The organism is Bradyrhizobium sp. ERR14 (genome assembly GCF_014198235.1).
GTDB lineage: Bacteria > Pseudomonadota > Alphaproteobacteria > Rhizobiales > Xanthobacteraceae > Bradyrhizobium.
The window spans coordinates 67,756-89,241 of sequence record NZ_JACIHD010000019.1 but is presented as its reverse complement, the minus strand read 5'-3'; the positions used below and the strand labels follow the sequence as shown (position 1 = coordinate 89,241).

Genomic DNA, 21,486 nt, shown 5'->3' with positions numbered 1-21,486 from the left:
GTTGCCGGGACGCAGAGGACGCCGGCCAAGCCGGCGCCCGCGTTCGAGGTTTACTTCGTCTGGCCGACGCTTGGCGCCTTGCCGAGCTCCTTGGCCATGTCGAGATGGTGCTTGAGCGCCGGCAGAGTCTTGCCGGCCCAATCCTTCAGCGCGGAATTGTCGCCGCCCTTGGCGTAGCGCTCGAACAGCGACACGGCATCCTCATGGGCGCTCACCTGATAGGAGTTGTAGTCCGAGCTGAAGTCCTTGCCATTCGCACTCTTGAGCTTGTCGAGCTTGCTCTGGTGCGAGCTGTCGAGCGCCGTCGGCAGGGTCGCCTGCACCTTGCCGTCACCGACGAGGCCCTTGAGCTCGGTGCTGGTCTTGGTGTGGTCGGTCACCATCTGTTGCGCGAAGCTCTTCTCCTGCGCGTTGCCCTTTTGCGTGGCAAGCTTGCTCGACTCGATCTCGAACATGTCGCTGATGGCGACCTGCTTGACGAAGTCGGCAGTCGTTGGCGCGACGCCGAGCGCCGAATTGACGCCGGTCTTCTCGCCCAGCGACTGGGCGATCGCGGGCCCGGCGACAAGCACGCAGGCAAGGGCGATGATGGCACGCTTCATGGTTCGGTCCCTCCGAGTGGGGCGCGCGGCCTCTTGCCGCGCGGTGTTGCGCCGATCAACACGTCGCATGCGCCGAGGTTCCTAACGACTAATCCGTCGGATTCCGCCCGGTGCGCGGATTGATCGGATCGGTCGGTTTGCGTCGAAGCCGCTCGGGCAGAAACGGCTCGGCGGGGGCGGCCGTGGCGTCGGCACGCACATCGGCATGGTGCTGCGCGCGCTCGTGCGGAGTCTTGTTGTCGTTGAAATGGTATTTCACGTCGACGCCGTCGACGGGATCGTTGACGCCGTGCTGGATGTCGCGAAAGTCGCTCATGGTTGACCTCATTGCTTTCCGGGCAGGATCGTTTCGAGCACCTGCCGCGCTGCTCCCTTGATCATCCCGCTTTCGTTCGGATCACCCTTCAAGAGGGCGAGCGAGAAGTTCTTGGCCTGCTGAAGCGTGATATGCGGCGGCAGCGGCGGCACTTCGGGATCGGTCTTCACCTCCAGCACGACGGGCATCTCGCTTCCCAGCGCCTGCTCCCAGGCCGAGCCGAGCAGCTGTGGGCTGTCGACGAAGATGCCGCGCAGGCCGATGAGCTCGGCGAAGCGTGAATAGGAGACGTCGGGAATGCGCTGCGAGGCTTCGAATTTGGGATCGCCATTGATGATGCGCTGCTCCCAGGTCACCTGGTTGAGATCCTCGTTGTTGAAGACGCAGACGATGAAGCGCGGGTCGCGCCACGAGCGCCAGTATTTCGCGGCGGTGATCAATTCGGCCATGTTGTTCATCTGCATCGCGCCGTCGCCGACGAGGGCGATCACCGGACGGTCCGGATGGGCGTACTTCGCGGCGAGCGCATAGGGCACTGCGGCGCCCATCGAGGCGAGGCCGCCGGAGAGCGAGGCGATCATGCCACGCCGCATCTTCAGGTCGCGGGCGAACCAGTTGGCGCAGGAGCCGGAATCGCTGGTGATGATCGCGCGGTCGGGCAGGCGCGGAGACAATTCCCAGGCGACGAGCTGCGGATTGACCGGCGCTGCCGGCTGATGTGCCCGGCCATCCAGCGTTTTCCACCATGTCGTGACGTCGTCTTCGATACCCTGGCGCCAGGCGCCGTCGCTCTTGGGTTTCAGCCGCGGCAACAGAGCGCGCAGCGTCTCGGCGGCGTCGCCCACGAGGCCTACCTCCATGGGAAAGCGGATCGACATCATGCCGGCGTCGATGTCGATCTGCACGCCCCGCGCCGCGCCTTCCTTCGGCAGGAACTCGGCGTAGGGGAAGGCGGAGCCGACCATCAGCAGCGTGTCGCATTCCATCATCATGTTGTAGCTGGGCTCGGTGCCGAGCAGGCCGATCGAGCCGGTGACCCACGGCAGGTCGTCGGGCAGCGCTGCCTTGCCGAGCAGCGCCTTGGCGCAGCCGGCCGAGAGCCGGTCAGCGACGGCGATCACCTCGTCGGTGGCGCCAAGCGCGCCGGCGCCGACGAGCATCGCGACCTTCTTGCCGGCATTCAGAACTTCCGCGGCGCGATCGAGATCGGCCTCACGCGGCATGATGCTGGGCGCGCTGTAACCAATGCCGGAATGCAGCGTGCCGTGTGCACGTGGGGGGCTCTCGAAGGCTTCTTCCTGCAGGTCGTTGGGCAGGATGATCACGGTCGGGGTCCGCCGCGCCAGCGCGATCCGCACCGCTCGGTCGATCAGGTGTCGCACTTGCGCAGGCGAGGATGCCTGCATGACGTAGGCGCCGGCGACGTCCTTGAACATCGAGAGAAGGTCGAGCTCCTGCTGATAGTGTCCGCCGAGAGCGTTGCGGGCCTGCTGGCCGACAATCGCCAGCACCGGCTGGTGATCGAGCAGCGCATCGTAGAGCCCGGTGATGAGATGCGAGGCACCTGGGCCCGAGGTCGCGATGCAGACGCCGAGTTGCCCAGAGAATTTTGCGTAGGCGCTGGCCATGAATGCCGCCATCTCCTCGTGCCGCGCCTGCACGAAGCCGATCTCTTCTTCCTTGCCTTGGGCCCGGCTCATCGCGCCGAACACGCCGTTGATGCCGTCGCCGGGATAGCCGAAGATGTGTCGCACGCCCCATTGATGCAGACGCTGGACGATGAAGTCGGAGACGGTCTGGGACATCGCGCGTGGCTCTCGGTTGTGCGTGAAGTTCAGAGAACGGCTCCTTCCCTGCGATGTTCCTGGCCCGCTTCCGGGAACATCTGCGCCGGAACGATCGCTTGCTCATCCGGTTGATTCATATTGGCTGAGTGGAGGATTAAGATGCTGAATCAAGGCGAGCTGGGCCGCAGCGAGATGGGACGGCTGATCGGCAGCGACAAGGTCGAGGGAACGTCGGTCTACGGCGCCGACCGCAACCGGATCGGTTCGATCGAACGCGTGATGATCGACAAGGTCAGCGGCAGGGTGTCTTACGCCGTGCTCGGCTTCGGCGGATTCCTGGGCCTCGGCAACGACCACTATCCGTTGCCCTGGCAGTCGCTGAAATACGACACGGAGCTTGGCGGGTATGTCACCGGCATCACCACCAAGGAACTGGAAGGGGCCCCGAAATATGGCGAACGAAGCGATTGGAACTGGGGTGATGACGCAGCTGTGCGCGGCATCAACTCCTATTACGGTGTTCCCTTCGCTTGACGTTCCCGGAAAGGGAGATCGATGAGCAAGGAACGGCCCAACGACGATCCCCGGCAGCAGAACGACTGGGGTTCGCACCGGCAGACGGACAAGCCCTGGAAGGGCAATCCGGAGAAGGAGCAGGGATCCGACGAGGAGAAGCCCGATCTCGAGAAATGGCACGAGACGAAGACGCACTGAGACAGGCGGCTTCCCGTGAGACGTCAGAGACGAGCGCGGCACGCAACTGTGCCGCGCTTCCTTTTTGAGCAGGCATTCACGAATGGCGGCGGGCCTCTCGCGATGCGGAACCATGCTTCGGTGCTGCGGTTAGGCTCGCGGCGGGCGAGGCGGCTCGTTGCCACCTGCCGCCGGTTGAGTCCCGAGAAAGGTGTTGGCCGTGGATGCTCAAACCCGGGAGCGTGGGCCGTCCGCGGAGCAGCCGCAGAGGGCGAAGGAAGCTCCGAGAACGCCTCCCGATCATACGAGCGAGACCAGTCAGCCGGCGAAGGCGCCGTCGCTGCGAGACCGGCTTCGTCAGCATTGGCTGCTGGCAACCGCCGGCGCCTTCGTGCTGATCGCCGCGCTCATTAGCGGTCTGCTCTATTGGCTCGAGGCGCGCCACTATGAATCCACCGACGATGCCTTCGTCGCCGCGCGTAGCTTTTCGGTGGCCTCGAAGGTCGGCGGCTACGTGACCGACATCCCGGTGACGGACAACCAGCACGTCAGTGCGGGCGATCTCCTCGCCAGGATCGACGAGCGCGACTACCGTATCGCCATCGATCAGGCCAATGCGCAGGTTGCCAGCGCCAAGGCCAACGTCGCCAACGTCGAGGCGCAGATCGATTCGCAGCAGGAGCAGATCAAGCAGGCCCAGGCACAGGCGCAGGCTCAGTTGCAGTTCTCGCAAGAGGAGTTCAAGCGCGCCGAGGATCTCGTCGAGAAGGGGGCCGGCACCGTGCAGCGCCAGCAGCAGACCCGTTCCGACCTTCAGGCGCAGCAGGCCAACACCGAGCGCGCCAAGACCGCGGTGACGGCGGCGCAACTCGGCATCAAGACGCTGCAAGCCCAGCTCGAAGGCGCCAAGGCGCAGCTTGAGCAGTCGCAGGCGCAGCTCGATCAAGCCAAGCTGAACTTGCAGTACACCAACGTCGTCGCTGCGCAATCGGGCCGTGTCGTCAAGCTCTCGGGCGCCAAGGGCACCTTCGTCACGGCGGGGCAGAGCCTGATGATGTTCGTGCCCGACGAGGTCTGGATCGTCGCCAACTACAAGGAGACGCAGCTGAACGACATGCGTCCGGGCCAGCCGGTCGAGATCCGCATCGATGCCTATCCCGGCCGCAAGCTCACCGGCCACGTCGATTCCGTGCAGCCCGGCTCCGGCACCGCGTTCAGCCTGCTGCCGGCGGAGAACGCGACCGGCAACTACGTCAAGGTGGTGCAGCGCGTGCCGGTGAAGATCGCGGTCGACAACTGGCCGGCCGATCTGCCGGTCGGTCCCGGCATGTCGGTCGTGCCCTGGACCAGGGTGCGATGACGGACGCTGCACAAGGCGGCGCATCCGCAGGCGGCTGGTCGCCGGAGCGCTCCGCGGCCGGCGGGCACAATCCCTATTTGATCGCCTTCGTGGTCTCGATCGCGACCTTCATGGAGGTGCTCGACACCACCATCGCCAATGTCGCGCTGCGCCACATCGCCGGTGGGCTCGCGGTCGGCATCGACGAGAGCACCTACGTCATCACCAGCTATCTCGTCGCCAACGCGATTGTGCTGTCGATCTCGGGCTGGCTGTCGACGGTGATCGGCCGCAAGCGCTTCTACATGATATGCGTCGCGATCTTCTCGATCGCATCGCTGCTGTGCGGCTTCGCCTGGAATCTGCAATCGCTGGTGCTGTTCCGCATCCTGCAGGGGCTCGGCGGCGGCGGCATGGCCACCAGCGAGCAGGCGATCCTTGCCGACTCCTTCCCGCCGCACAAGCGCGGCCAGGCTTTCGCCATCTACGGCGTCGCCGTCGTGGTCGCGCCGGTGATCGGTCCGACGCTCGGCGGCTGGATCACCGATACCTACAGCTGGCACTGGGTGTTCCTGATCAACGTGCCGATGGGGCTGCTCTCGCTGTTCCTGGTCGGTACGCTGGTCAAGGAGCCGTCGGGCGCGGAGGAGGAGAGGGAGAAGCTGCTGAGCAAGGGCCTGCGCGTCGACTATGTCGGCTTCCTGCTGGTCGCGATCGGGCTCGGCTCGCTCGAATTCGTCCTCGACGAGGGTCAGCGCAACGACTGGTTCGGGTCGAACATGATCGTCGTCTTCGCGGTGCTGGCCGCGGTCTCGCTTGTCGCGCTGATCCCGTGGGAGCTGACGCGGGAAGATCCGATCGTCGATCTTCGCTTGCTCGGCCGGCGCCAGTTCGCCGCCTGCTTCCTGGTCATGCTCGGCACGGGCGCGGTGCTGATCTCGACCACCCAGCTGCTGCCGCAACTGCTCCAGACCGAGCTGAACTACACGGCGATGCTGGCCGGCCTCGCGCTGTCGCCCGGCGGCATCGCGACCCTGGTGCTGATGCCGGTGGTCGGCCGCCTCGTCAGCACGGTGCAGCCGAAATATCTGATCATGTTCGGCGCTGCCATCGTCGCGTTCTCGATGTGGCATCTCACCGGGCTCACCGGCGACATCACCTATGGCTATGCGGCGCTGTCGCGCATCTTCCTCGCGCTGGGCCTGCCCTTCCTGTTCCTGCCGGTGACGACAGCGTCATATGACGGCGTTCCGCCTGACAAGACCAACCAGGCCTCTGCGCTGATCAACGTCGCCCGCAACATCGGCGGATCCATGGGCGTCGCTCTGGCGCAGACGGTTCTGGCGCAGCGCCAGCAATTCCACCAGAGCCGACTGATCGAGCACGCCGCGCCATCAGACCTCGGCTATCAGCAGACCATCGACGCGATGACGCGCTACTTCCAGGCGCAAGGGTCGAATGCGAGCGATGCCGCGTCACAGGCGCTCGCCTGGGTCGGCCGCACCTTGCAGCAGCAGGTTGATCTGCTCGCCTATATCGACGTGTTCTGGACGCTGGCGATCATTGCGGTGCTGATGATCCCCACGGCGGCGGTGCTGCGGCCGATCAAGCTGGGCGCGCCGGCGCGGGGACATTGAGAGTATGCACTGTGGCTTGGTCTTACCGCGATTGACGCTGTCTCCCCGTCACCCTGAGGTGGCCGCTTCTTCAGCGGCCCTCGAAGGGCGAGGGCCCGGCTCGCAGCTGGGCCGTACATCCTTCGAGGCTCACCTAGCGGCGCGCCTGCGCCGCTAGGATCGCACCTCAGGATGACGGGACTTGCAACCAGACTTGGTGTCTCGACTCACCTCCTCGGCTCCTTTGGCCCACTCCCTCGGAGAGAAATGGTGACCGCGGCGCAAAAGTCCGGCTAGACTGAACCCAACCTGAGCAAATTCCGGGAGGCGAATTAAGTGAAGACCGCGATCACCGAGCTGTTCGGCATCGAGCACCCCATCATCCAGGGCGGCATGCATTTCGTCGGCTTTGCCGAACTGGCCGCTGCCGTCTCCAATGCCGGCGGGCTCGGCATCATCACCGGCCTGACGCAGAAGACACCGGAATTGCTCGCAAAGGAGATCGCGCGCTGCCGCGACATGACCGACAAGCCGTTCGGCGTGAACCTCACCTTCCTGCCGACCTTCGCGGCGCCGCCCTATCCGGAATACATCGCGGCCATCGTCGAGGGCGGCATCAAGGCGGTGGAGACGGCGGGCCGCAGCCCCGAACAATACATGCCGGCGCTGAAGGCGGCGGGCATCAAGGTCATCCACAAATGCACCTCGGTGCGTCACTCACTCAAGGCCGAGCGGATCGGCTGCGACGCTGTCAGCGTCGACGGCTTCGAGTGCGGCGGTCATCCCGGCGAGGATGACATTCCCAACATGATCCTGCTGCCGCGCGCGGCGGAGGAATTGAAGATCCCGTTCGTCGCCTCCGGCGGCATGGCCGACGGGCGCAGCCTCGTCGCGGCATTGTCGCTGGGTGCCGCCGGCATGAACATGGGCACGCGCTTCATCGCCACCAAGGAAGCGCCCGTGCATCAGAACGTGAAGAATGCGCTGGTCGCGGCGACCGAGCTCGACACCCGCCTGATCATGCGGAGCCTGCGCAACACCGAACGCGTGCTGAGGAACGCCAATGTCGATCGCCTCATCGAGATCGAGCGCGAGAAGGGCGACAAGCTGAAGATCGATGACATCCACGACCAGGTCGCGGGCGTCTATCCCAGGATCATGCTGGAAGGCCAGATGGACGCCGGCGCCTGGAGCTGCGGCATGGTCGCAGGGTTGATCCATGACATCCCCTCCTGCAAGGAACTCGTCGATCGCATCATGAGCGAGGCGGAACAGATCATCCGCAGCCGCCTGATGGGGTTCCTGGATGGGACGGGGGCGACGCGAAAGGTCGCCTGACACCGCCAAACTTCTTAACCACGGCGGCAAATGGACGCTGGAATCGCGCGCGAGGCCTCCTAAATAAGGATAAAATACCTTCAAAATCAATTTCAGGAGGCGTCCGTGGTCCTGAAAAGCGTTTCTTTTGCAGTTGCCGTTGCCCTCGTGATCGCATGGGGCGGCTTCGCGCGCGCTGACGACTACAAGCCAGACGAATATCTCGGCCTCGACCTTTCGAAGGCAGTTCTGTCGCCGAAGCGGCTCGGGCCCGAGACCCAATTCGCGCCGGTTGCACTCGAGGCGAAGGGTGGCAATGAGGCGCAGGCCCGCGCCGAGCCGGTCGACGTGCCGAAGAAGGTTGCCGCTGAGCGCGTCCGTGTAGCCGAGCCGAAGGTCGCGCATGGCAAGCCCGCGCAGCCGCGCGGTGTAGCCCGTGCCAAGCTCGCGCACCGCCGCGGCAATCCGCTGGATGCACAGGCGAGAGATACCCGCATCCAGACCTGGCCCTGCCGTTCCGGCGGCATCTGCAACTGGCAGCGCTAGAGGCTTCGTGTCTCTACGCCTCTCCCCGCCTGCGGGGCTATCTCGCCCCGTCATCCGCGCGTCGCAAAACCGTAGGAGCGGAGTCAAGAAACCGTAAGGGTAGGAGTCAAGGAGCGCAGGCACCTTCCGTCGCGATTCGACGAAGGTTTCCTGAATGGCAACGCTCCGCGCTTCGCGCGCATGGACCCGGCGGCAATTCCTGGTCCGCTCGACCTCCAGCCTCGCCGTCGCCTCGCTCGGCACGCTCGCAATGCCGCACCTCAGCCGCGCCGCCGACCGGCCGCAGATCGCGGGCGGTATTCAGTCCGGCGATGTCTCTGGCGACTCCGCCGTGATCTGGGCGCGCGCCGACCGGCCCGCGCGGATGCAGGTGGAATGCTCGACCGTCGAGAGCTTCAAGACCATCATTGCGTCAGCTTCGCGCGACGCTCTGCTTGATGCGGATTTCACCGCAAAGCTGCTGATGAACGATCTGCCGCCCGGCCAGGATATCTTCTACCGCGTGCGCTTCGACGACGTCGCGACCGGCATTGCCGGCGAAAGCCGCGTCGGCCATTTCCGCACCGCGCCGTCCGCTGCCCGCTCGATCTCGTTCCTGTGGTCCGGGGATGTCGCGGGACAGGGCTGGGGCATCGACATTTCGCGCGGCGGCTATCGCAGCTATCGCACCATGCTCGACAACCGCCCGGATTTCTTCATCCACTCCGGCGATCACATCTACGCCGACTGCACGGTTCCTTCCGAGCAGAAGCTGCCGAACGGCGAGATCTGGCGCAACCTCGTGACCGAGGAAAAGTCCGAGGTCGCGCACACGCTGGCGCAGTTTCGCGGCAATTACAAATACAACCATCTCGACGAGAACTTTCGCGCCTTCCACGCCGAGGTGCCGATGTTCGCGCAGTGGGACGACCACGAGGTCACCAACGACTGGTCGCCGACCGGCAGCCACGACGAGGCCGGTTATGAGGACGACGGCACCCCGCGCCTGATTGCGCGCGCGCGCCGCGCCTTCTTCGACTTCATGCCGATCCGCGATATCGGCGCGCACCAAGGCCGGGTCTATCGCAAGATCGCCTACGGCCCGCTGCTCGACGTCTTCATGATCGACATGCGCAGCTATCGCGACGACAGCTGGAACAAGGGCGGCGATCACCGCGGTTGGATCTTGGGTGCCGAGCAGCTCGCCTGGCTCAAGCGTGAGCTTGCGGCCTCGCGCGCAACCTGGAAGGTGATTGCGGCTGATCTTCCGATCGGCCTGATCAGTCTCGACGCCGTCGCGCTCGGCGATGGTCCGCCCGACCGGCGCGAGCACGAGATCGCCGACCTTCTGGCCTCCATCAAGCGCGCCGGCGTGCGCAATATCGTCTGGCTCACCGCCGATATGCACTACACCGCCGCGCATTATTACGATCCCGGCAAGGCGCAGTTTCAAGACTTCGAGCCGTTCTGGGAGTTCGTTTCCGGCCCGCTACACGCCGGCACCTGGGGCCCGGGTGAGCTGGACGACACCTTTGGTCCGGTCGCGATGTACCAGAACGGCTGCAGTGCGGCGCAGGGCGAGAATTTGGCGCCGTGTTTCGGACTGCAATTCTTTGGCCGCGTCGACATCGACGGCGCCAGCGGCGTGATGACCGTGACCTTGAAGGACGTCGACAATCGCGACCTCTGGTCGGTCGACATCGTGCCGCAACCGCAGATCCGCCCGGCCGTGGTGGCGCAGCATTCGTGAGGGGCGATACTCTGTGCGCGGATCCGGCCATGACGAAGGATAGGCATGGCGCGCCGCTAACCCGATCTTGATTGGCCGCGCTGCCCATGCCGGGCTATGCTGCTCGCTCCCGCCATCTCTTTTCCATCACCGAAGAGTCCGCCCACGCGGCAACGCCGCGTGCTTCCAGCGGGTTGAACGACGTCAGGAGCCTGTTCATGGACAATCTGAAGACCCAGGGCATCAGCGTGCCCAAGCTCGGCCTCGGCACCTTCCGCCTGCAGGGCGATGCCTGCCGCGCCGCGGTCGAGAGCGCGCTGTCGATCGGCTATCGCCACATCGACACCGCCGAGATGTACGCCAACGAAGAACCCATCGGCGCTGCCCTTGCCGCGGCTCGCCTTCCGCGCGGCGAGCTGCACGTCACGACCAAGGTCTGGCATGAGAACCTCAGCCCCGACGCGATCCGGCGGGCCTTCGATGCCAGCCTGAACAAGCTCAGGCTCGATCATGTCGATCTCTATCTCGTGCACTGGCCGTCGAAGGCTGCGAACTGGGGTGCGGTGTTCGAGACACTGATGAAGCTGAAGCAGGAGGGGCGCACGCGGGCGATTGGCGTTGCCAATTTTACCACGGCACTGCTCAAGACCGTGGTCGAGGACATCAGGGCGCCGATCGCCTGCAACCAGATCGAATATCACGCCATGCTCGATCAATCGAAGGTGCTGGCCTATCTCGCCGCGAAGTCGATCCCGCTGGTGGCCTATTGCCCGCTCGCGCAAGGCCGCATCGCTTCGGAGCCGGTGCTGGCGGAAATCGGCGCCAGGCACAACGCGACCGCCGCGCAGGTGGCGCTGAAATGGCTGCTCGATCAGGACGGCGTCGCCGCGATTCCGAAGGCCTCGCGCCGGGAGAGCCAGCAGGCCAATCTCGATGCGCTGAAGATCACGCTCGACGATGCCGACCGCAACAAGATCGCGGCGCTGCCGAAGGACCGCCGCTGCGTCAATCCGGGCTTTGCGCCGGCTTGGGATTAGCTTCGTTTCAAACGCGCATGGCAGGCTCGTAGGGTGGGCAAAGGCGCACTTGCGCCGTGCCCACCACCTCTCAATCACCATGGAAGCGGTGGGCACGCTTCGCTTTGCCCACCCTACAAGACTGACGACACGCAAAAGAAATGGCCCCGTGAGGGGCCATTTCCATATGCGCACTGCATTAGTCCCAGTGATGGTGACGATGGCTGCGCTTGATCACCACGACCTTGTCGCGATGGTGGCCGCGATGCCAGCCGTAGTCGCGATGGCCGCGGAATTCGGCGCGAGCGCCGTACGGCCCGTGATGATGGTGGTGGTAGCCGCCGCGCTTGATCACCACCGTCTCCGCGCTCGCCAGCGTCGGCGCCGCGATCACGAGCGCACCCAGGGCCGCAACCACATAACCAAGCTTCTTCATGATGTCCTCCTCCAATCGAATGCAAATCTAAACCGCGCATTCGCGCGAACGTTCCGGAGGAAACGCGGGAGAATTCTGAACAGCTGTTCAGGTGACTAATCGCAGCGTTGCTGCGCCGGCGTCGGCGCGCCTGTCGCGACGTACTTGCCGTCCCTGATCGTGTACTCGCCCCGCTCGCTGCGATTGTAGATCGCGCGCAGGCTGCCGTCCTTCGCCAGCAGCAGCCCGAACTCACGCGCCTGGTGCAGCGAGGGGAAGTAGACCATCACATTGAGCAGGCCCTCGGCGCCGACCGTGGCCGACACCACCTCGTTCTCGTCATTGGCCTCGCCGAAATTGCGCCGGTACATCACCCGGCCGTCCTTCCGGATTTCGTAAGTCAGGAGCGCGCCCTTGTCACGGTCGGGCCGGACGGCGCAATCGACCGCCCACGAGCCGAGCAGGCCCCATTGCTCGACCGTCGCGGTCAACGTCTCGGCACCTGCCGTGGAGGTGATTGCCGCCCACAGCATCGCAGCCGCGATCCAGCGGCTCAAACAACGCGTCATGTCCTGAAGAAACCCCCGCCTCGAAGAATTCCAAGTGTAGCATCCCGCCCGCTTCCGTCCATGGCTGCGGCCGATCGCTCGCGAATTTGATCCGCGTCAATGAGGCCGGTCTTTTCCGGAGTAGGATGGCGTTTCCCGAAGGCGAACCTGGATAGACCAATGCTGAATCAAGTCATGGATTTTGCGGGCGAAGTGCTGCCGGGGAGCTGTGCCGTGCCGCCCTATTCCGAGACCGCGTTTCTGACCGAGCTGGGCGATCGCTTGAGGTCCTCGCGCATGCGCTGCGACCTGTCGCGCCGCGAGCTGGCCCGCCGTTCCGGGATTTCCGAGCGCTATATCGCCCAGATCGAAGCCGGCAAGGGCAACGTCTCGATCGTCCTCTTGCTGCGGCTGGCCTCCGCGATCCACGGCAGCCAGCCACAGGCGGCCTGACGCTTCGAGGTGACCGCCATGGGGCAACTCGTACTCGCGGCCAAGGTCACCCACGTTCCATCGCTGATGCTGTCGGAGCTATCAGGCAGCCCGTTACGCGACGCGCGCAAAGCCGCCGTCGATTCGCTGCGCGAGCTCGGCCGGCGGGCGAAAGAGCGCGGCGTCACCTGCTTCGTGGTGTTCGACACCCACTGGCTCTCCAATTTCGGCTACCACATCAATGCCAATGCGCTGCATTGCGGCTCGTTCACGAGCCACGAGGCGCCGCATATGATCCAGGATCTGCGCTACGATTTGCCGGGTGACACGCGCCTGGCCGAAGCCATCGCCGATAGGGCCGGGGACGCCGGCCTGAACGTGATCGCCCATCAGGTGGCCAGCCTCGGGCTCGAATACGGCACCGTCGTGCCGATGCACTACCTGAACCGGGACGGCTTCGCGAAGGTCGTCTCGGTCGCCTCGCCGCTCTTCACCTCATTCGAGGAGAGCCGGATCCTCGGTGAAGCGACCCGCCGCGCGATCGACGAATCCGGTGAACGGGTCGCCATCCTCGCCAGCGGTTCGCTCTCGCACCGGCTCTGGCCGAACAAGAAGCTGGGCCCCGAAGCCTGGACCTCGGTCGCCAGCGAGTTCAACCGTCAGGTCGATTTGCGCGTGCTCGAGCTGTGGCAGAGCCGCCGCTACCGCGAATTCCTCGACATGCTTCCGGATTACGCCACCAAGTGCAACGGCGAAGGCGGCATGGCCGACACGATCATGCTGTTCGCCGCGCTCGGCTGGTACGACTATCGCGGCGCCGCCGAGCAGCTCTGCGACTATTTTCCGTCCTCCGGGAGCGGCCAGGTCAACGTGGAGTTTCACGTCGAGGCGTGAGGCCGCGGCTTCAAGCCCGCTTCTCCACATTGGCACTCCGGGCCGGCACGCCGAATTCCTTGCGGCAGACCTCGGCCAGCACGGCGACTCCCTCGCGGATCTGCTGATGCGTCGGGCTCGCAAAGCACAGCCTGAGCCGCGAGCTGGCATGGCTCTTGTTGGTCGACCATTCCGGCCCCGGATTGATCGAGACCCCGGCGGCGAGTGCGGCCTGATAGAGTTTCAGCGTATCGACCTGGTCGGGCAGCTTCACCCAGAGGAAGATGCCGCCCTTGGGCTCCTCGAACTCGGCGGCCGTCCCGAACTGTTCGTTCAGCGCCTCCATCAGCGTGTCGAGCTTGGTGCGCAGCGCCTTGGTCAGCGCCGGCACATGGCTTGCGAAATGCGGCTTGCAATAGGCGGCGAGCACCATCTGCTCCAGCGCGCCGGAGCCGGCATCCGTCTTCAGCGCCAGCATCCGCGACATCACCTCCCAGGGCGCCACGATGAAGCCGACGCGCAGCGCCGGCGCGATCGATTTGGAGAACGAGCCGATATGGATCACGCCGCCGTTTGGGCTCATCGCATGGATCGCCGGCGGCCGCTGCCCCGACCAGACGAGGTCGGCATAGCAATCGTCCTCGAAGATCGGCACGCCATACTCGGTCGCGAGCCGTACCAGCTCAGTGCGGCGGCTCTCGGGCATGATGCTGCCGGTCGGATTCTGCACCGTCGGAATGGTGTAGATGTATTTCGGCCGGATGCCGCGGCTCTTCAGGTCAGCCAGTGTCGCGGCCAGCACGTCCATGCGCATGCCGTCCTTGTCGAGGGGGACGCCGACCACATTGACGCCGAGCCGCGCCAGGCGGGTCAGCGAGCCCTGATAGCTGTCCTGCTCGAAGATCACGTTGTCGCCGCGGGTCAGCAGCGTCGCGTTGACGAGGTCGAGCGCTTGCAGCGAGCCCGAGACGATCAGGAGATCGTCGACGGTGCAGTTGATGCCGGCATCGCGCTTGAGCTTCGTCACCAGGAATTCGCGCAAGGGCAGGTAGCCCTGCGGGCCATGCGCCAGCCCGTAGGTCGCAAGCGACCGGCCTTCGCGCTGTAAAGCTGAGGTGGTCGCCTCGATCAGGCCCTCGAGCGGCAGTTGCTCGGAATCGTTGTTGCCGCCGACGAAACTGTACTTGGCAAGGCCCGTCCAGCGCGCAGAAGGGGCCGGCAGCCCTGCCGGAAACAGGGGTGCGAAATCGAAGCTGGACGTCATGGGGGTGTTCCTCGTTTTGTTCTTGTTGAGTCAGCCGGTGTTGCGCCGGCCAGCCTTACTTCTTGCCAGCCGTCCGGGTCGGACGGACTCACTTCTTTGTGGCCGTCCTGGTCGGACGGCCCTGGCTGATGAAAGCGTAATGCGCATTGGCGACGCCGCCAACCATCAGCGCCTCGACGACGGGCTCGGCGATCTCGCCCGTCGCAGCCCAGTCGACCAGGAAATTGGCCCCGGTCCCGCCACGCACGTCGTCGGTCGGAATGAAGATCGAGACGGTGGCAAGTGGCCTCAAGGCCACGGGCGCCTTCAGATAACTCTCGACCTGCTTGCCTGCGGTGTCGAAATAGGCGATGCGTTTGATCACCAGTGCTTGCGTCTCGGAGGCGTTGTGAACACTCAAGGTCACCGAGAAGTCGACGCGCAGCTTGCCCTGGCTCATTGCGACGCTGGAATAGGCAGGCACGTAGAATCCACCGGAGATTGCGAGTTCCTCCTTCGGCAGCGCGGCGAGGGAATCGGCAAAGTTCTGTTCAATATTGACCTTGGATTGTGCGGCGGCGGGCACGGCAAAGGCGAGGGGGCATAACAGCATTGCTGCGAACAGCCCTTTTCGCATGTGACGAATTGCTCGCTTGCCGCGCCGCAACCCGTCTCTAGGGTGCGGCAAAACGGACCAATTTGGCATGCACGAGCTCATTCGCGACATCACTCTCTGTATTCTGTTTGCCTGGATGCTGGGCCTTCTCGCCCATTTCTCCCGGCAGCCGCTCATTCTGGCCTATCTTATCGCCGGCTTTTGCATAGGTCCATTCGGCACCGGCTGGGTCCACTCGCAGGAATCGATCGGCGTCATCTCCGAGCTCGGCCTGATCTTCATGCTGTTCATGATCGGGCTCGAGATTGACCTGAAGAAGATCGTGCGGGCGGGAAGGGTGATCCTGTTCGCGGCGGGTGGCCAGCTGCTCGGCGGCTGCCTGCTCGGGGTCCTGTTCTTCGTCGGCATCGGCTTGTCGCTCGGCGGCGGGCACTTCGATGCGGTCTATCTCTGCGTCGCCTGCGCGCTGTCGAGCACCGTCATCATCGTCAAGGTGCTCTACGAGAAACGCGAGCTCGACACGCTGCCGGGGCGCATCACGCTCGGCGTGCTGGTGCTGCAGGACATCTTCGCCATCCTGTTCCTGGCGGTGCAGCCGAGCCTTGCCAATCTGCAGGCCAGCGTCATCCTGCTCTCGATCGGCCGTGTCGCGGTGCTGGTCGCCGCAGCTCTGCTGGTGAGCCGCTACGTGCTGCCGCGGCTGTTCCACCAGATCGCCCGGCGGCCCGAGCTGATCCTGCTCGGCGCGCTGGCCTGGTGCTTTCTCGTCGCCGAGACCGCCGAGCGGCTGTCGCTGTCGCGCGAGATGGGCGCCCTGATCGCCGGCGTCTCGCTCTCGACCTTTCCCTACGCGCTCGACGTCACCGCCAAGGTCACCACGCTGCGCGACTTCTTCATCACGCTGTTCTTCGTCGCCCTTGGCATGACCATTCCCGTCCCCGGCCTCTCCGTGATCGGGCTGGCGCTGATGATCGCGGCTTTCACCGTGGTGAGCCGCCTCGTCACCACCTTCACGCCGCTCTATCTGATGAAGCAGGGCTTGCGCGCCAGCCTGTTGCCGGCGCTGAACCTCGCGCAGATCTCCGAGTTCTCGCTGGTGGTGATCCAGACCGGCGTTGCCGATCACCATATCGCAGCGCAGACGGCGAATGCCGCCTCCTTCGCCTTCGTGGTGCTCGCGGTGCTCTCGACCTTCGCGATGAGCCGCAGCGACGAGATCACCCGCTGGGCCATCGGCCCCCTGAAGCGGATCGGCCTGCGCGATCTCGACCACGGCAACGGCCATGCCGAGGAGGGGCACGAGGGCGGCCATGGCGAGGCACGCCGTATCGTCATCCTCGGCTTTTTCCGTGCGGCGAGCGCGCTGCTGGCCGAGATCGAACGGCAGGCGCCGGTGCTGCTCGAGCAGATCACCGTGGTCGATTTCAACCCCAATGTGTACCAGACGTTGCTGTCGCGCGGCCTGCACGTGATCTATGGCGACATCAGCAGCGCGGATACGCTGCTCCATGCCGGCGTCGGCAAGTCCGAGATGATCATCCTCAGCGTGCCGGATTCGCTGCTGAAGGGCGCCAGCAACGAGAAGCTGGTCCGCCACGTCCGCGCGCTCAATCCGACCGCCCTGATCGTGGCCACGGCCGATCTCCTGTCGGACGTGGAGGAGCTCTATGCGGCCGGCGCCAGCTACGTCACCGTGACCCGGCTCAGCGACGCTCATGAGCTGTTTACCGTGATCGAGGCCGCGCAGGCCGGCCTTCTGACCGACAAGCGCGCTGAGCTCGACCAGCGGCTCGGCGAGCGCCGCGAAGTGCTGCCCTGACGGGGCCGACCGCCTTCCACCTTGGCATTCCGCGCCTATATCCCTGGTATCTTCGGTGCAAGCCTGCCCACCTTGGCAGGCCTGCCGTCAGGCATATGCGGTTGCGTCCAGGACACTAGCGCCCCGGCCCAAGTCCGGCTAAGCCTCCCGCCCACAACCGATAGAGATTGGGACATGCCCGATAGCGTCCAGGAAGTCTTGCAGGCCTTTGCCCGGGGTGAGCTCGTGGTCGTCACCGACGACGAGGACCGTGAGGGCGAGGGCGATCTGATCGTCGCCGCCTCGCTCTGCACCGCCGAGAAGATGGCGTTCATCATCCGCCATACGTCAGGCATCGTCTGCGCGCCGGTGACCACCGAGGACGCGCGCCGCCTGCGGCTCGATCCGATGGTGGCCCACAACGATTCCGCGCACACCACCGCCTTCACGGTGTCGATCGACTACAAGCCCGATGGCGGCACCGGCATCTCCGCCGAGGAGCGCGCCTCCTGCTGCCGCGCGCTGTCCAATCCCAATGTCGGCGCCAATGATTTCGCCCGGCCCGGCCACATCTTCCCGCTGATCGCCAAGGATGGCGGCGTGCTGCTGCGCTCGGGCCATACCGAGGCCGCCGTCGATCTGTGCAAGCTCTCCGGCCTGCCGCCGGTCGGCGTCATCAGCGAATTGATGAACGACGACGGCAGCGTGATGAAGGGCGAGCAGGTCGCGCAGTTCGCGGCCAGGCACAAGCTCAAGCACGTCACCATCGCCGACATGATCGCCTACCGCCAGGCGCGCGAGAAGCTGATCGAGCGGGTCTCGACCTTCGTCACCGAAAGCCCGATCGGACCCTTGCAGGGCTATGCCTATCGTTCGCCGTTCGATTCCATCGCCCACGTCGCGTTCGTCTACAATGGCGTCGGTGACGGCAAGAACGTGTTGACGCGCTTCCACAAGCCGAACATCGTCAAGGACACCTTCACCGGCCACAAGCGCATGGCGGCCGTGCTCGAGCATTTCAAGAAATCAGGCCGCGGCGTCCTGGTTTACTTGCGCGACGGCGCGGCCGGTGTCCCCGTGTCCCCGTTGCCCGACGAGAGCGCGACCGAGGCCGACCGCAACCGCCAGTGGCGCGAGGTCGGCGTCGGCGCGCAGATCCTGCGCGATCTCGGCGTCACCTCGATCCGGCATCTCACCTCCTCGGTGCACGACTACAAGGGCCTGTCCGGCTTCGGCATCGAGATCGTCGCCAACGAGCAGCTCGAAACCTGACAACGGCATTTCCGGTTCGTCGGTGTTGCGCCCCGGAACGACCGAAACCAGGATGCAATTGCACTTGTTGCCGCGGCGCTTTAGTTTGTCGGGCAAATTTTGACGGAACCAGACGAAAGGACGTTTCATGAGCGTGCGCCCTCAGGCCAAGGACAAGCCGGCTGCGGCTTCTTTCCAGTGGGACGATCCGTTCCTGCTCGACGAGCAGCTGACCGAAGACGAGCGCATGGTGCGCGACACCGCCCGCGCCTACGCCCAGGACAAGCTGCTGCCGCGCGTCTCCAAGGCCTATCTCGAAGAGAAGACCGATCGCGAGATCTTCAACGAGATGGGCGAGCTCGGCCTGATCGGCATCACGCTGCCGGAGGAATATGGCTGCGCCAATGCGAGCTACGTCGCCTATGGCCTCGTCGCGCGCGAGATCGAGCGGGTCGATTCCGGCTATCGCTCGATGAACTCGGTGCAGTCCTCGCTGGTGATGTACCCGATCTACGCCTATGGCGACGAGAACCAGCGCAAGAAGTACCTGCCGAAGCTCGCCAGCGGCGAGTGGGTCGGCTGCTTCGGCCTGACCGAGCCCGATGCCGGCTCCGATCCGGCCGGCATGAAGACCCGCGCCGAGAAGGTCGCGGACGGCTATCGCCTCACCGGCAGCAAGATGTGGATCTCGAACGCGCCGATCGCCGACGTGTTCGTGGTCTGGGCCAAGTCGGCCGCGCATGACAACCAGATCCGCGGCTTCGTGCTGGAAAAGGGCATGAAGGGCCTGTCCGCGCCGAAGATTGGCGGCAAGCTCTCGCTTCGCGCCTCCATCACCGGTGAGGTCGTGATGGACGGCGTTGTGGTTCCGGAAGATGCCCTGCTGCCCAACGTCTCCGGTCTCAAGGGTCCGTTCGGCTGCCTCAACCGCGCCCGCTACGGCATCTCCTGGGGCGCCCTCGGCGCCGCCGAGGACTGCATGCACCGCGCGCGCCAGTACACGCTCGACCGCAAGCAGTTCGGCAAGCCGCTTGCCGCGACCCAGCTCGTGCAGAAAAAGCTCGCCGACATGGAGACCGAGATCGCGCTCGGCCTTCAGGGCTCGCTTCGCGTCGGCCGCCTGATGGACGAGGGCAAGTTCGCGCCCGAGATGATCTCGATCATGAAGCGCAACAATTGCGGCAAGGCCCTCGACATCGCCCGCGTCGCGCGCGACATGCACGGCGGCAACGGCATCTCGATCGAGTACCACGTGATGCGCCACGTCCATAACCTCGAGACGGTCAACACCTATGAGGGGACGCACGACGTCCACGCGCTGATCCTGGGGCGCGCCATCACGGGCATTCAGGCGTTTTTCTGAGCGGCTACGCGGTGGACGCGTGAGGCACGAGAACTCTCCAACTGCGTCATGGCCGGGCTTGTCCCGGCCATCCACGTCTTAAGCCACGCGAAGAACGTGGATGCCCGGCACAAGGCCGGATATGACGAAGTCAGCAAGGAATGAGCAAGCCATGTCCGACAATGACGACGTCCCGTTCAACCGCAACTTTCCGCTGAAGCCGGGCGTCGTCGAGGAAGTCCGGCCCGGCGTGCGCCGCGTGCTCTGCAACAATCCGAGCCCGTTCACCTTCACCGGCACGGTCAGCTATATCGTTGGCAAGGGTAATGTTGCGATCATCGATCCCGGTCCGGACGATGCGGCGCATGCGGCTGCGCTGCTCGATGCCGTGCGCGGCGAGACGGTGAGCCATATCTTCGTCACCCACACCCATCGCGACCATTCGCCGAACACCGCGCGGATCAAGCAGGCGACCGGCGCGCCGGTTTATGCCGAGGGCCCGCACCGGGCCTCGCGCCCGCGTTTCGAGAGCGAGAAGCACAATCCGGAATCCGGCTCCGATCGCGACTTCGTACCCGACATCCGGATCGCGCATGGCGATGTCGTCGAGGGCGACGGCTGGCGGCTCGAGGCCGTTGCGACGCCCGGCCACACCGCCAATCATCTGGCATTCGCCTGGCCGGAGCGAAAGTTCAACTTCGTCGGCGATCACGTGATGGGCTGGTCCACCTCGATCGTGGCGCCGCCCGACGGCTCGATGATCGACTACATGGACTCGCTCGACCGGCTCGCCGCACGCGAGGAGGATCTCTATTTCTCCGGCCACGGCCCCGAGATCCCCGACGGCCAGCGCTTCGTGCGCTTCCTGATCCGGCACCGCAAGGCGCGCGAGGCCTCGATCCTGCACCGCCTCGCCAAGGGCGAGACCGACATCCCGACCATGGTCCGCGCGATCTATATCGGTATCGATCCCAGGCTGACGACGGCCGCCGGCTATTCCGTGCTGGCGCACCTGGAAGACTTGGTCGCCCGCGGGGTGGTGGCGACCGACGGCGATCCCGTGATCGGCGGGACGTATCGGATGGCGTAGGGGCGAATAGCGAGTGGGGAGTAGCGTTCCATTCGCAATTCGCTACTCGCCATTCGCCAGTTTCATTTCTTCACCGTCTTTGCCGGCGCCTTCGGCGGCGCCACCGGGGTCTTCTTCACCGGCTTGAGCGCGTCGGCATCGGCGGCGGTGTTGAGATCGTCGATGAATTTCTTGACGCGCGCGGCATTGCTGCCGAGATCGCTGTCGAAATTGCGCGAGGCCGAGCGGATGTCGACGCGGGAATCATCGCCGTCCGGCACGAACCTTATCGAAATGTCCTCGCGAAACCCCATGATCGGCGTGCGCGCCACCGCCTCGATGCGGCCGATGCGGCGCGGCGGCTGCGGTGCGCGCTCGTCGATGATGATCCATTTGCGCTTGTTGACGAGCTGGAGCGCGATCGCATAGGCGCGGTCGACGGAGATCTCGAGCTCGACGGGCTCGATATCAGGGTAGAAGTGGCGCTGCTGCTCCGCCGAATAGAGGCCGGCATAGACGGCGGTGTTGGTGCCCTCGCCGGTGCGCAGGCGCGCCAGCGCGTCGAAACGCGGCGGATCGATCGGGTCGGTGGTGATGTCGTAGATCGCCGGCAGCTTGCGATATTGCAGGGCCAGATAGGCGGGATAGGCGAGGATCGCCCCGTCGATCAGCAAAGCGAGCAGGATGCGCGCCATGCCACGCGAGCCGTTCTGCCAGATCGCGGCAAAGCCGGCGAGCCCGAACAGGATCGACAGGCCTGATATCGCGAGCCCGCCGAAGAAGGTCGCAAGGGCCGGCTTCGGCTCCAGGAAATCGAAGCGGACGATGATGATCGAGACCACCACCGCCACCACCGCGAACACGGCCAGATTGCGCGCCCAGCTCGCGAGGCTGGACACGGGCTCCGACTGATAGGGAGCGGAAAACCTGCGGGCCATCGAGTGAGCTCTGCCGGGGTT

Annotated in this window: 22 protein-coding genes; 14 read left to right on the top strand and 8 right to left on the bottom strand. The window is 65.0% G+C overall.

Annotation, left to right across the window (positions count from 1 at the left end; genetic code table 11):
- Positions 1 to 50: 50 nt before the first annotated feature.
- The 3 genes from GGD62_RS32860 to GGD62_RS32850 all read right to left on the bottom strand — a co-directional run bounded on the left by GGD62_RS32860 (position 51) and on the right by GGD62_RS32850 (position 2,723).
- Entirely contained in the window at positions 51 to 602 is a 552-nt protein-coding gene (locus GGD62_RS32860; protein WP_179735305.1) for a DUF4142 domain-containing protein, read from the bottom strand.
- Positions 603 to 690: 88 nt separating this feature from the next.
- A complete protein-coding gene (locus tag GGD62_RS32855; RefSeq protein ID WP_018321730.1) occupies positions 691 to 918 on the bottom strand; it encodes a hypothetical protein in 228 nt (75 codons plus the stop codon).
- An 8-nt stretch (positions 919 to 926) separates the two neighbouring features.
- On the bottom strand, positions 927 to 2,723 hold the full coding sequence (locus GGD62_RS32850) for a thiamine pyrophosphate-requiring protein (RefSeq protein ID WP_018321729.1): 1,797 nt from the start codon (positions 2,721 to 2,723) through the stop codon (positions 927 to 929).
- A gap of 141 nt (positions 2,724 to 2,864) precedes the next feature.
- Between GGD62_RS32850 and GGD62_RS32845 the strand changes: the two genes are divergently transcribed.
- From GGD62_RS32845 to GGD62_RS32810, 8 genes are all read left to right on the top strand, one after another.
- Positions 2,865 to 3,239: a PRC-barrel domain-containing protein gene (locus GGD62_RS32845; RefSeq protein WP_028144036.1), complete on the top strand. Its 375-nt coding sequence runs from the start codon at positions 2,865 to 2,867 to the stop codon at positions 3,237 to 3,239.
- Positions 3,240 to 3,260: 21 nt separating this feature from the next.
- On the top strand, positions 3,261 to 3,419 hold the full coding sequence (locus GGD62_RS32840; protein WP_018321727.1) for a hypothetical protein: 159 nt from the start codon (positions 3,261 to 3,263) through the stop codon (positions 3,417 to 3,419).
- Between the two features lie 199 nt (positions 3,420 to 3,618).
- Positions 3,619 to 4,758, top strand: coding sequence for an HlyD family secretion protein (locus GGD62_RS32835; RefSeq protein WP_183712317.1), 1,140 nt, complete (start codon positions 3,619 to 3,621; stop codon positions 4,756 to 4,758).
- Positions 4,755 to 6,374 (top strand): DHA2 family efflux MFS transporter permease subunit, encoded by a 1,620-nt coding sequence (locus tag GGD62_RS32830; RefSeq protein ID WP_183712315.1) that lies wholly within the window; start codon positions 4,755 to 4,757, stop codon positions 6,372 to 6,374. Before GGD62_RS32835 ends, GGD62_RS32830 begins: the two co-directional genes overlap by 4 nt.
- A gap of 315 nt (positions 6,375 to 6,689) precedes the next feature.
- Positions 6,690 to 7,691 carry a nitronate monooxygenase family protein gene (locus GGD62_RS32825; protein WP_018321724.1) on the top strand — a complete coding sequence of 334 codons (1,002 nt, stop codon included), beginning with the start codon at positions 6,690 to 6,692 and terminating at the stop codon, positions 7,689 to 7,691.
- Positions 7,692 to 7,796: 105 nt separating this feature from the next.
- A complete protein-coding gene (locus GGD62_RS32820) occupies positions 7,797 to 8,216 on the top strand; it encodes a hypothetical protein (RefSeq protein ID WP_183238067.1) in 420 nt (139 codons plus the stop codon).
- A 154-nt stretch (positions 8,217 to 8,370) separates the two neighbouring features.
- Entirely contained in the window at positions 8,371 to 9,945 is a 1,575-nt protein-coding gene (locus GGD62_RS32815; protein WP_183712313.1) for an alkaline phosphatase, read from the top strand.
- Between the two features lie 197 nt (positions 9,946 to 10,142).
- Positions 10,143 to 10,961 carry an aldo/keto reductase gene (locus tag GGD62_RS32810; protein WP_179735314.1) on the top strand — a complete coding sequence of 273 codons (819 nt, stop codon included), beginning with the start codon at positions 10,143 to 10,145 and terminating at the stop codon, positions 10,959 to 10,961.
- Between the two features lie 178 nt (positions 10,962 to 11,139).
- Here the strand turns inward: GGD62_RS32810 and GGD62_RS32805 are convergent, their stop codons facing one another.
- On the bottom strand, positions 11,140 to 11,376 hold the full coding sequence (locus GGD62_RS32805; RefSeq protein ID WP_026202608.1) for a hypothetical protein: 237 nt from the start codon (positions 11,374 to 11,376) through the stop codon (positions 11,140 to 11,142).
- A gap of 95 nt (positions 11,377 to 11,471) precedes the next feature.
- A complete protein-coding gene (locus tag GGD62_RS32800; RefSeq protein ID WP_177237516.1) occupies positions 11,472 to 11,924 on the bottom strand; it encodes a hypothetical protein in 453 nt (150 codons plus the stop codon).
- A gap of 159 nt (positions 11,925 to 12,083) precedes the next feature.
- Here GGD62_RS32800 and GGD62_RS32795 point away from each other — a divergent pair, with 159 nt between their 5' ends.
- Both GGD62_RS32795 and hpaD read left to right on the top strand, forming a co-directional pair.
- Positions 12,084 to 12,356 (top strand): helix-turn-helix domain-containing protein, encoded by a 273-nt coding sequence (locus tag GGD62_RS32795; RefSeq protein WP_026202606.1) that lies wholly within the window; start codon positions 12,084 to 12,086, stop codon positions 12,354 to 12,356.
- Positions 12,357 to 12,374: 18 nt separating this feature from the next.
- Positions 12,375 to 13,229: a 3,4-dihydroxyphenylacetate 2,3-dioxygenase gene (hpaD, locus tag GGD62_RS32790; RefSeq protein WP_179735319.1), complete on the top strand. Its 855-nt coding sequence runs from the start codon at positions 12,375 to 12,377 to the stop codon at positions 13,227 to 13,229.
- Positions 13,230 to 13,239: 10 nt separating this feature from the next.
- On the opposite strand, the gene GGD62_RS32785 is transcribed toward hpaD, so the two are convergent.
- Together GGD62_RS32785 and GGD62_RS32780 are read right to left on the bottom strand one after the other, a co-directional pair.
- Entirely contained in the window at positions 13,240 to 14,472 is a 1,233-nt protein-coding gene (locus GGD62_RS32785; protein ID WP_183712311.1) for a PLP-dependent aminotransferase family protein, read from the bottom strand.
- Positions 14,473 to 14,560: 88 nt separating this feature from the next.
- Positions 14,561 to 15,088, bottom strand: a complete 528-nt coding sequence (locus GGD62_RS32780; RefSeq protein WP_026202604.1) for a DUF3124 domain-containing protein — start codon at positions 15,086 to 15,088, stop codon at positions 14,561 to 14,563.
- Positions 15,089 to 15,155: 67 nt separating this feature from the next.
- Here GGD62_RS32780 and GGD62_RS32775 point away from each other — a divergent pair, with 67 nt between their 5' ends.
- The 4 genes from GGD62_RS32775 to GGD62_RS32760 all read left to right on the top strand — a co-directional run bounded on the left by GGD62_RS32775 (position 15,156) and on the right by GGD62_RS32760 (position 20,548).
- Positions 15,156 to 16,886, top strand: a complete 1,731-nt coding sequence (locus GGD62_RS32775) for a cation:proton antiporter (RefSeq protein ID WP_183712309.1) — start codon at positions 15,156 to 15,158, stop codon at positions 16,884 to 16,886.
- A 174-nt stretch (positions 16,887 to 17,060) separates the two neighbouring features.
- Positions 17,061 to 18,137 carry a 3,4-dihydroxy-2-butanone-4-phosphate synthase gene (gene ribB / locus GGD62_RS32770; protein ID WP_018321713.1) on the top strand — a complete coding sequence of 359 codons (1,077 nt, stop codon included), beginning with the start codon at positions 17,061 to 17,063 and terminating at the stop codon, positions 18,135 to 18,137.
- A gap of 127 nt (positions 18,138 to 18,264) precedes the next feature.
- Positions 18,265 to 19,479: an acyl-CoA dehydrogenase gene (locus GGD62_RS32765; protein ID WP_018321712.1), complete on the top strand. Its 1,215-nt coding sequence runs from the start codon at positions 18,265 to 18,267 to the stop codon at positions 19,477 to 19,479.
- A gap of 151 nt (positions 19,480 to 19,630) precedes the next feature.
- Positions 19,631 to 20,548 carry an MBL fold metallo-hydrolase gene (locus GGD62_RS32760; protein WP_092263357.1) on the top strand — a complete coding sequence of 306 codons (918 nt, stop codon included), beginning with the start codon at positions 19,631 to 19,633 and terminating at the stop codon, positions 20,546 to 20,548.
- A gap of 62 nt (positions 20,549 to 20,610) precedes the next feature.
- On the opposite strand, the gene GGD62_RS32755 is transcribed toward GGD62_RS32760, so the two are convergent.
- On the bottom strand, positions 20,611 to 21,465 hold the full coding sequence (locus GGD62_RS32755) for a DUF1499 domain-containing protein (protein ID WP_018321710.1): 855 nt from the start codon (positions 21,463 to 21,465) through the stop codon (positions 20,611 to 20,613).
- Between the last annotated feature and the right edge of the window lie 21 nt (positions 21,466 to 21,486).

Coding starts and splice junctions, on each gene's coding strand:
- GGD62_RS32860 (WP_179735305.1), bottom strand. CDS start 602: ATGAAGCGTGCCATCATCGCCCTTGCCTGCGTGCTTGTCGCCGGGCCC.
- GGD62_RS32855 (WP_018321730.1), bottom strand. CDS start 918: ATGAGCGACTTTCGCGACATCCAGCACGGCGTCAACGATCCCGTCGAC.
- GGD62_RS32850 (WP_018321729.1), bottom strand. CDS start 2,723: ATGTCCCAGACCGTCTCCGACTTCATCGTCCAGCGTCTGCATCAATGG.
- GGD62_RS32845 (WP_028144036.1), top strand. CDS start 2,865: ATGCTGAATCAAGGCGAGCTGGGCCGCAGCGAGATGGGACGGCTGATC.
- GGD62_RS32840 (WP_018321727.1), top strand. CDS start 3,261: ATGAGCAAGGAACGGCCCAACGACGATCCCCGGCAGCAGAACGACTGG.
- GGD62_RS32830 (WP_183712315.1), top strand. CDS start 4,755: ATGACGGACGCTGCACAAGGCGGCGCATCCGCAGGCGGCTGGTCGCCG.
- GGD62_RS32815 (WP_183712313.1), top strand. CDS start 8,371: ATGGCAACGCTCCGCGCTTCGCGCGCATGGACCCGGCGGCAATTCCTG.
- GGD62_RS32810 (WP_179735314.1), top strand. CDS start 10,143: ATGGACAATCTGAAGACCCAGGGCATCAGCGTGCCCAAGCTCGGCCTC.
- GGD62_RS32805 (WP_026202608.1), bottom strand. CDS start 11,376: ATGAAGAAGCTTGGTTATGTGGTTGCGGCCCTGGGTGCGCTCGTGATC.
- GGD62_RS32800 (WP_177237516.1), bottom strand. CDS start 11,924: ATGACGCGTTGTTTGAGCCGCTGGATCGCGGCTGCGATGCTGTGGGCG.
- GGD62_RS32795 (WP_026202606.1), top strand. CDS start 12,084: ATGCTGAATCAAGTCATGGATTTTGCGGGCGAAGTGCTGCCGGGGAGC.
- hpaD (WP_179735319.1), top strand. CDS start 12,375: ATGGGGCAACTCGTACTCGCGGCCAAGGTCACCCACGTTCCATCGCTG.
- GGD62_RS32785 (WP_183712311.1), bottom strand. CDS start 14,472: ATGACGTCCAGCTTCGATTTCGCACCCCTGTTTCCGGCAGGGCTGCCG.
- GGD62_RS32780 (WP_026202604.1), bottom strand. CDS start 15,088: ATGCGAAAAGGGCTGTTCGCAGCAATGCTGTTATGCCCCCTCGCCTTT.
- GGD62_RS32775 (WP_183712309.1), top strand. CDS start 15,156: ATGCACGAGCTCATTCGCGACATCACTCTCTGTATTCTGTTTGCCTGG.
- ribB (WP_018321713.1), top strand. CDS start 17,061: ATGCCCGATAGCGTCCAGGAAGTCTTGCAGGCCTTTGCCCGGGGTGAG.
- GGD62_RS32765 (WP_018321712.1), top strand. CDS start 18,265: ATGAGCGTGCGCCCTCAGGCCAAGGACAAGCCGGCTGCGGCTTCTTTC.
- GGD62_RS32760 (WP_092263357.1), top strand. CDS start 19,631: ATGTCCGACAATGACGACGTCCCGTTCAACCGCAACTTTCCGCTGAAG.
- GGD62_RS32755 (WP_018321710.1), bottom strand. CDS start 21,465: ATGGCCCGCAGGTTTTCCGCTCCCTATCAGTCGGAGCCCGTGTCCAGC.